The organism is Ureibacillus massiliensis 4400831 = CIP 108448 = CCUG 49529 (assembly GCF_000772965.1).
GTDB lineage: Bacteria > Bacillota > Bacilli > Bacillales_A > Planococcaceae > Ureibacillus > Ureibacillus massiliensis.
Window position 1 is genome coordinate 1 of record NZ_JPVQ01000077.1, and the last position, 7,967, is coordinate 7,967.

Genomic DNA, 7,967 nt, shown 5'->3' on the forward strand with positions numbered 1-7,967 from the left:
CCACAGTGGACTTTCACCACCTAGATAGTTGCCATGCCTGGCACACAATTAAAAAAAAGAGCTACTATGCTCTTCTTTTTATATATAATTTATTATCGATAATACTTCCTATTTTAATAATAAAGTATTTTTAGTAAAAGTTAAACTTTAACCGCAATTTATTACTAGCTTGCTCTTGCCTTCCGAAATCCATCGTACGCACTAATAGCTGCTGATACGATGAAGATGAAAATTCCACCGTAAATGATCCATCCTTTTAATTGGACATCAGTAATAGAAAATAAATTCATCATATATGATATAAATTCTTTCTCCATCAAATTCGGATTTGAAATAATCACAACAAATAGTATACTCGCAAATAACTGAAGTATTGCATTCCAAATTGCCAATGCTTTAGTCCATTGTCTCTTCATTAATTTATATATCGCCAATGCTATTTCAAAACCTATGGATATCACGATGAGTAGCCAATATTGAACTAACACCTCTTGATTCAATGCTGGCATAACAAACTCAAGTCTACCGTTGCCCCCCTCATAAACACCCATTAAGTGATTTGCATTAAAGTAAACTGTTCCCCAAATAGCCGTCCACATCAAACTGCCGAAAACCTCTACTTTTGAAATGGCTTTTTTCTTAGGAATATACGTAACATTTTTTAAATCATCAGGAGTCCATTTTTCAAGACTTATTGTTAATGGTTGTGCTCCTTTGTCAGTGTCAGTTCTTTCTAAGATAGCAAACACGACTGTTATCCAGAAAAATACATGTATTCCTGTTTCAATAATTTTCCATACTCCGAAAGAAAAAACATCAATTATTACATTTATGAACGCTCCTTCTTCAGTAATTCCAGTTAGATATTCGATAAACATTGATATAAGAGATATCACGATAACGATTGGTAAAATAAGCTTAAGTAAAGTTATATAGATATCGAAATAACGCGGGCCAATCAGATGAGTGGGCTGATCGCGATAACCATTTGCCAACGCAACTGGATTTCCTAATTTCTCAAGAACTGCGTATACATCTTCCTCGTTGTAATCATTCGGAAGCATATCCTCAATAGTCGACCTTAACTCAAGAGCTATATCCTCACGATTTTTTTCAGGTAGTCTTCGAGTAACTTCCTGTATATATATGTTAATTAGAACCATCATCTTCCTCCTTTAATAATCTATTAAGCTCCTTTGAACTTTTAAACCATTCAGTCCTTAACTGCAAGAAAATTTCTTCCCCATATTCACTTAAAACATAGTACTTCCTTGGTCTGCTTTCAGATGTATCCCAACTACTTGAAACCAATTCTTGTTTTTCTAAACGTCGTAACAATGGATATAATGTACTTTGATCAATAGCAATACCTGACTCCTCTAGTAACTGAACAAGCGAATATCCGTACTGAGGGCTACGCAATTGGCTTAAAACTGCTAAAGTCAACGTCCCTCTCCTAAGCTCGGTTGTTAATGTATTTAATAAATTACTCATGTATTCACCTCACAGTTTTACTATACGACGTACAGTATTCGTCTTATACTATTTATCGTACACTATTATTGTTACTAAAACAATTGAAAAATATTACTATTTGTAATTTTTTTTTACAGAAAAAAAGCATTGATATCCAGTAAATGGAATCAACGCTTTTTAATTATTTACCTTTACTACGTGTCCAGAACACAACAGGAATAAGCAATAGGGAAAGTATACCTCCAATCAAAGACAATGATGAATAACTAGACATTGCCACAATTACGCCTGACATCACGCCTCCTGCTGCACCCGAAAGCGCAATTAAGACATCCACTGTCCCTTGAATTTTTGCACGATTTGAAGCATCAGTTGAATCTACAATCAAAGCAGTTCCACTTATTAAACCAAAATTCCAACCTAAACCAAGTAAAGATAATGCGATGATTAAGAACATCATGGAATCACCAGGTGCCAGTGCTGCAACTAGTCCCGCAAGCAGTAATGTCGTTCCAGATGCAATTGCCATTGGAATACGACCAATCTTATCAACTAAAATGCCTGTAAATAATGATGGCAAATACATTGAACCAACATGAAATCCAATGACTAGACCCACTTCTCCTAAGCCATGACCATGATGCATCATATGAACTGGTGTCATGGTCATAATTGCCACCATAACAATTTGTGTTAATACCATAATCGTCGCACCAACGACGATACCTTTTTTATTTTTAACTATTTCTGATTGAATTAAAGGCTTTGATTGAATGTTAATTTGACTTGATGTTTCGATCATTCTTGCAATAACTAACGGATCTGGTCGTAGCATGATGAAAAGTACAAGCCCTGCTAATATAAAGGCTGCGGCTGATAAAATAAATGGACCTGCCAATGATGGCACCCCAATAGTAAGAGCAAATTCACCCATAATATTTACTAAGTTTGGCCCTGCAACAGCACCAAATGTTGTAAACACCATTGTCATACTAATAGCCGTTGCTCTTTGTTGTTTGTTTGCTAAGTCCGTTCCTGCATAACGTGCCTGTAAATTCGTTGCAGTCCCAGCGCCGTAAATAAGTAACGAAGCAAATAAAAGAAAAATATTACTTATGATTGCAGCAATGATGACGCCTATTGCTCCAAGACCCCCAACCATAAAACCTGCAGTAAGACCAATCCTACGACCAAATCGTTGTGAAAGTCTGCCCACACTTAAAGCAGCGACTGCTGATCCCAAAGTAAATAGTGCGGTAGGAAGTCCAGCAAAAGCTTCTGTACCAAGAATTTGCTGTGCAAGAAGAGCACCAACAGTAACCCCAGCAGCTAAACCTGCACCACCAAAGATTTGTGAAATACTTACAACGATTAATGTACGTTTGAATAATTTCTTTTGTTTTTCTTCAGATTCTACTATACTTTCATCCATTTCATAGGCTTTACTTAGCATAGTAATATTCCTCATTGATTAATTCCATTCAATAGCCCCCCAAGAAATCATTTTTTTTTTTTTAAATTGTTTCACAACCTAGGCGAAAAAGGAAGGAGAATATTTTTTATAATTCTGACTTTTATATTCCACTTTAATCAAACACATAGATTCCCCTATATAATAAATATAAAAAAATAGTACAAACTAGAATCTTTGTTTGTACTAACTAAAAAATACTATTTTAACTATAAAGTGTTCTAAATATTAAGATGCAATATAAATCGACTGGCAATGAGATTAGGATTGTTGTAACCCAATTTTCTTTTAAATATATGGTTATTGGCCATAACAATTTATTTTTTGCTGTAATATGATCATATTTATTATTGTTAGGAGCGCTGATATGAATTGCATTCTTTTTGTCTGGATTTAGATTTGCATTTACGTAATCTTACTGAAAAAATGAAAATTGGGGATTTAAAATTCCCAGACTTATCCTTCTTTTTACCTTTGATACAGGATATTTAAATAAGAACAATTTTATCAAACTGATTAATAGTTAATTATATTCCGCTCATTTGACATTATCACTCTAATCAGCCTCGACTATTAAATCATTCAATTATCATTTTATCTTAAAAAAGCATCATCTTTCGAAACCCTAATTAACTGATGAGGAAGATACTTTTTAAAATGTTTCTCAACCATTTGATGTAAATCCTTCCGATACCACTTCGAAAGTCCATGTTCTTCAAATAATAATGGCATTCCTAGCCGTTCCGAACGTTTCCCCATCGCCCCATCACCAATAGTTAATGTATCAATCCATATATGATCGACAAGTTTTTCTAATACCTTTGGAAATTCAGGAGTAAAAGGTAACACTGGTGATATGGATGCTTGTGTAGGTATCCCCGCCTCATGAACTTCCTTTATTGCTTTTAAACGCAATTGAATTCCTGGAGCATATGGGGCGAAAACTTTCCTAATGTCATCACGATCAGTTTCAATCGTCATGGACACAAGAACTTTACATTTTTCTCTTAACTTCACTATCAAATCAATATCACGGGTAATGAGCGGGCTTCGAGTTTGAATTTGAAGAAAATCAGGAGGGTTTTCAATCATTTCTTCTAATATTTTTCGAACAATCTTTGCTTTACGTTCAATCGGCTGATAAGGATCTGTGGCAGAGGACATGAAAATATTTACAGGTTTGTTCTTTTTTCGAAGTTTTATCATTTCATTTCTGTAATTTTCTGCTGCGTTCATTTTTAGGTCCACCCATTCTCCCCATGGTATTCCTTTGAATTTTTGGATAGGCATTTCTCTTACATAACAATACTTACATGAGAATGCACAGCCACTATATGGATTTAATGAATGAGTATAACCAGCATCCAAATAGCCTTTTGCCTCGGTAAGTATTGTTTTGGCTAAAATTTCATTAAATTCAATACCCATCAATACCGCTCCCTACTATTTATAGTAACTAGTTCACGTCCTCTAATTGAATGAAGTTCTTGTCTATGTAATCATAATCCTTGAACCCACTTATCTCATACTGAGTTGAACGTATTTAATTCTGTTTTTCTTTTAATTGTTGACGAATTCTATTGAGTTCTTCCAAAGATAGTTCACTGAGAGATTCCCGTATTTCTTCTTCAATTTTTTTCCTGTTCCTTTCCTGATATTGATTCCACCATTCACGAAGACCTTCAGTTTTATCAAATAGGTATCCAATATCGATTTCTTCGTTATTTTCATCTGACAAATAATCTAATACGAACGCTAGCATTCGTGTAAGATTCTTTACTTCCTCTTTATTTTGATCATCCGGTGTTATTTGAACTATTTCCTCATTATTAGATTCTTCGTTGTTTTGTATAGATTTTCTTGGCATTGTTTTTTCTCCTATTCAACTTAAATTTATTAGATTAGTTTTACCCTTAAAAATAAATATGCTAAACGTAGGAAAAAAACATTTGTCCTCGATTTTATACGATTGATTAAAAAATTCAACATTTATTTATACATCGATAATACTAATCTTTCACTAGGTTACTTATTTCAAAAAGAAAATCTAGCATAGAACAATATAGTCAAAGTTGTTTACTTCGATGGCTTTTATATTGTGACAAATTTCCATACTTGAATGGGTTTATTATTGAATTCTCCCTAACGATCAGCACATGTCGTTTTTATAAAAATTTATAGTTGCTTCAGCCATCTCAACTATCTTTTGACGCAATTCTTTTGTTTGAATCACTTTCATTTGATCTGCAAACCCCAATACATATCTCCTTTTAAATAAGACATATTTAGCGTCTTAATTTCACAAAAAAACCTTTATAATGGATTGGTTGTATTCTCTCTCCAAATCCAAAATAAAGGTTTTTTGCGATCGCATTTGTTAATAATTTATTTACTATTAATACTTATTTCTTTTAGACTCAAAAACTTAATTCTTCACTAAAGTTCGTCCACCAGCAATACCTGGATGTGTCATTTCATAAGGATCTAATATTTTATCTAACTGTTCAGTAGTTAAAGCGCCTGATTTGAGACAAAGCTCACGTACAGATGCCCCAGTCGCTATTGCTTCTTTTGCTATTTGTGCAGCAAGTTCATAACCAATGTGTGGATTTACAGCCGTAATAATACCAACACTTTGTTCAACATACTGTTTTAAACGTTCCTCATTCGCTTTAATTCCTTTTAAACATTTTTCAGTAAATACCATAAAGACATTACTCATTATTGAAATAGATTGAATTAAATTAAAGAATAATACAGGCTCCATAACATTTAATTCAAATTGTCCAGCTTCAGATGCTTGAGAAATCGTTAAATCATTCCCCATTACTTGAAATGCGACTTGGTTTACGACTTCGGCCATTACTGGGTTTACTTTACCAGGCATAATTGATGAACCTGGTTGGCGAGATGGCAGAAGTATTTCAAATAATCCATCACGAGGACCAGAAGCCATTAAACGTAAGTCATTGGCGATTTTTGACATATTTATCATACAAACCTTTAGAGTTGAAGATACTTCTGTATAACAATCGGTATTTTGTGTAGCATCCACTAAATGTTCGGCACGATTTAAAGGGAACCCACTTATCTCACTTAAATTTCGAACAACTGCATCAATATAAAGTGGATCTGCATTCAGTCCTGTACCAACGGCAGTTGCACCCATATTGACTTCATATAAGTGTTGTCTTGAAAGTGAAATTCGATCAATATCACGAGAAAGTACACGACTATATGCTTCAAATTCTTGACCGAGTAAGATTGGCACAGCGTCTTGAAGATGTGTACGACCCATTTTTATAATTCCGCTAAATTCCTCCGCTTTTGAATCAAAAGCATTTTTCATTGTTTTAGCAGCTTCTAATAATTGGTTCAATAAGCTTAACACTGCGATATGAGTTGCAGTTGGAAAAGCATCGTTCGTCGATTGAGACATATTAACATGACTATTTGGGCTGATTTGCTGATAATTTCCCTTTTCCTCTCCCATTAATTCAAGTGCACGATTAGCAATTACTTCATTGGCATTCATATTAATGGATGTGCCTGCACCACCTTGAATTGGATCAACGATAAATTGGTCATTCCACTTTCCAGCAACAACTTCTTCACATGCTTGGATAATAAATTGGCCGATTTCTCTTTGTAGCATCCCAACTTCAATATTGGCTAATGCTGCAGCTTTTTTCACAATTCCTAAAGACTTTATTAGTTCAGGATGAATTCGATACCCCGTAATCGGAAAGTTATCTACAGCTCTCATCGTTTGAACTCCATAATAAGCATCTTTTGGAATTTCTTTTTCCCCTAAAAAATCTTTTTCAATACGAAATTCTGAGGTTACCATAATATGATCTCCATTTCTCAATCTAGTTAATTAATCTATTTTTTCGATTAAACACATCTATATATTAGATTAAATTAAATTCAAAAACAATAGATAATAGAATTGTTTTTTCCTAAATCTTGATATTTTTTTTGGAGAGGTTTTCTATTTTCAGTTGAACAATAATAAAAGCACGGATAACAAATAGCTAGTTGTTGCCCCTGTTTAGAATTCTCAGCTAATTCCTTTTTAATCTCCATAAAAGATAAAAAAGGAACAGACATAATCCTGCCTGTTCCTTACTACCTTTTTATTCTGAAGTTTTATGCTTGCTGCATAAAGGGGGATCTGAAATTATATTAATTCATCATTATCTGAAGCAGGAAGAAGTTGAGCCCTACTTCTCTCAAGGTGTCATTAGGTATATGGAATTACGTTCAAAACAACCCCTGATTCAATTAACACTTGTTTAAGTACTATCATTAGTATTATGGTTTACTTATAAACTATTTGATAGAATTCATTAACTCGAAGAAGTACTTTTGTTCATGAGTCTGATAAAGATTGAACCATGAATGTAATGTTTCTGGTGCAAAAACATCGAGCACCTTCAATACATGCATCGCAAATTCTAACGGAGCTATTCCTGATGCAGTAACTAAATTCCCATCAGTTACTGCTGGCTCCATTTCATAATATTTTTCTCCAATATAATTAGGACAAACCATTTTCAAATACTCTAAATTGTTACCTGTGTGTCTTCTTGAGTCTAGCACCCCCATCTTTGCCAGACCAACTGTTGCACCACAAATCGCAGCAACAACAATTCCTTCCTTTAAAGATTTGGAGGCTTTTTCCAAAATAGGTTCGTGAAGTGCTTCTACCCAAGTATTCCCTCCTGGAAGAATTAAAACATCAGTATTTTTCAATATGCACTCATCAATAGAAATAATAGGTTGTATTTTCAATCCTCCCATTGTAGTAACAGGATTTTTATCAACACCTACCGCAACCACTTCTAAAGGTGCTAATTCCTTTTTAAAATACCTTCCCGAGTTTAGCTCAGCAATTAAATAACCTACCTCCCAGTCTGACATAGTATCAAATACATAAAGATACACTTTTTTTGTGTGCATAATTTACCCTCCTCGTATATTAGTAGTAAGAGCTCTCTCCGATAGAATTTCCAGT

General features: G+C 34.0%; 7 protein-coding genes. All 7 read right to left on the reverse strand.

Annotated elements, in window-relative coordinates; genetic code table 11:
• Nucleotides 1-164: 164 nt before the first annotated feature.
• Nucleotides 165-1,163, reverse strand: a complete 999-nt coding sequence (locus tag CD30_RS18385) for an HAAS signaling domain-containing protein (RefSeq protein WP_036180377.1) — start codon at nt 1,161-1,163, stop codon at nt 165-167.
• Nucleotides 1,150-1,494, reverse strand: a complete 345-nt coding sequence (locus CD30_RS18390; RefSeq protein WP_036180379.1) for a PadR family transcriptional regulator — start codon at nt 1,492-1,494, stop codon at nt 1,150-1,152. The genes CD30_RS18385 and CD30_RS18390 overlap by 14 nt, the downstream gene beginning before the upstream one ends.
• A 163-nt stretch (nt 1,495-1,657) precedes the next feature.
• Entirely contained in the window at nt 1,658-2,929 is a 1,272-nt protein-coding gene (locus CD30_RS18395) for an MFS transporter (RefSeq protein WP_036180381.1), read from the reverse strand.
• A 612-nt stretch (nt 2,930-3,541) separates the two neighbouring features.
• Nucleotides 3,542-4,375, reverse strand: coding sequence for an SPL family radical SAM protein (locus CD30_RS18400; RefSeq protein ID WP_036180382.1), 834 nt, complete (start codon nt 4,373-4,375; stop codon nt 3,542-3,544).
• Between the two features lie 115 nt (nt 4,376-4,490).
• The gene (locus tag CD30_RS18405; RefSeq protein WP_036180385.1) at nt 4,491-4,814 is read right to left on the reverse strand and encodes a hypothetical protein; all 324 of its coding nucleotides are present in this window, start codon (nt 4,812-4,814) and stop codon (nt 4,491-4,493) included.
• Between the two features lie 558 nt (nt 4,815-5,372).
• Complete coding sequence (aspA, locus tag CD30_RS18410; protein ID WP_408056820.1) at nt 5,373-6,797, reverse strand: aspartate ammonia-lyase; 1,425 nt, start codon at nt 6,795-6,797, stop codon at nt 5,373-5,375.
• A 485-nt stretch (nt 6,798-7,282) separates the two neighbouring features.
• Complete coding sequence (locus CD30_RS18415; protein ID WP_036180387.1) at nt 7,283-7,912, reverse strand: type 1 glutamine amidotransferase family protein; 630 nt, start codon at nt 7,910-7,912, stop codon at nt 7,283-7,285.
• Nucleotides 7,913-7,967: the final 55 nt, after the last annotated feature.

What these genes read in the sequence shown, in the direction of transcription:
- CD30_RS18385 (WP_036180377.1), bottom strand. Translation starts at nt 1,163, where the DNA reads ATGGTTCTAATTAACATATATATACAGGAAGTTACTCGAAGACTACCT.
- CD30_RS18390 (WP_036180379.1), bottom strand. Translation starts at nt 1,494, where the DNA reads ATGAGTAATTTATTAAATACATTAACAACCGAGCTTAGGAGAGGGACG.
- CD30_RS18395 (WP_036180381.1), bottom strand. Translation starts at nt 2,929, where the DNA reads ATGCTAAGTAAAGCCTATGAAATGGATGAAAGTATAGTAGAATCTGAA.
- CD30_RS18400 (WP_036180382.1), bottom strand. Translation starts at nt 4,375, where the DNA reads ATGGGTATTGAATTTAATGAAATTTTAGCCAAAACAATACTTACCGAG.
- CD30_RS18405 (WP_036180385.1), bottom strand. Translation starts at nt 4,814, where the DNA reads ATGCCAAGAAAATCTATACAAAACAACGAAGAATCTAATAATGAGGAA.
- aspA (WP_408056820.1), bottom strand. Translation starts at nt 6,797, where the DNA reads ATGGTAACCTCAGAATTTCGTATTGAAAAAGATTTTTTAGGGGAAAAA.
- CD30_RS18415 (WP_036180387.1), bottom strand. Translation starts at nt 7,912, where the DNA reads ATGCACACAAAAAAAGTGTATCTTTATGTATTTGATACTATGTCAGAC.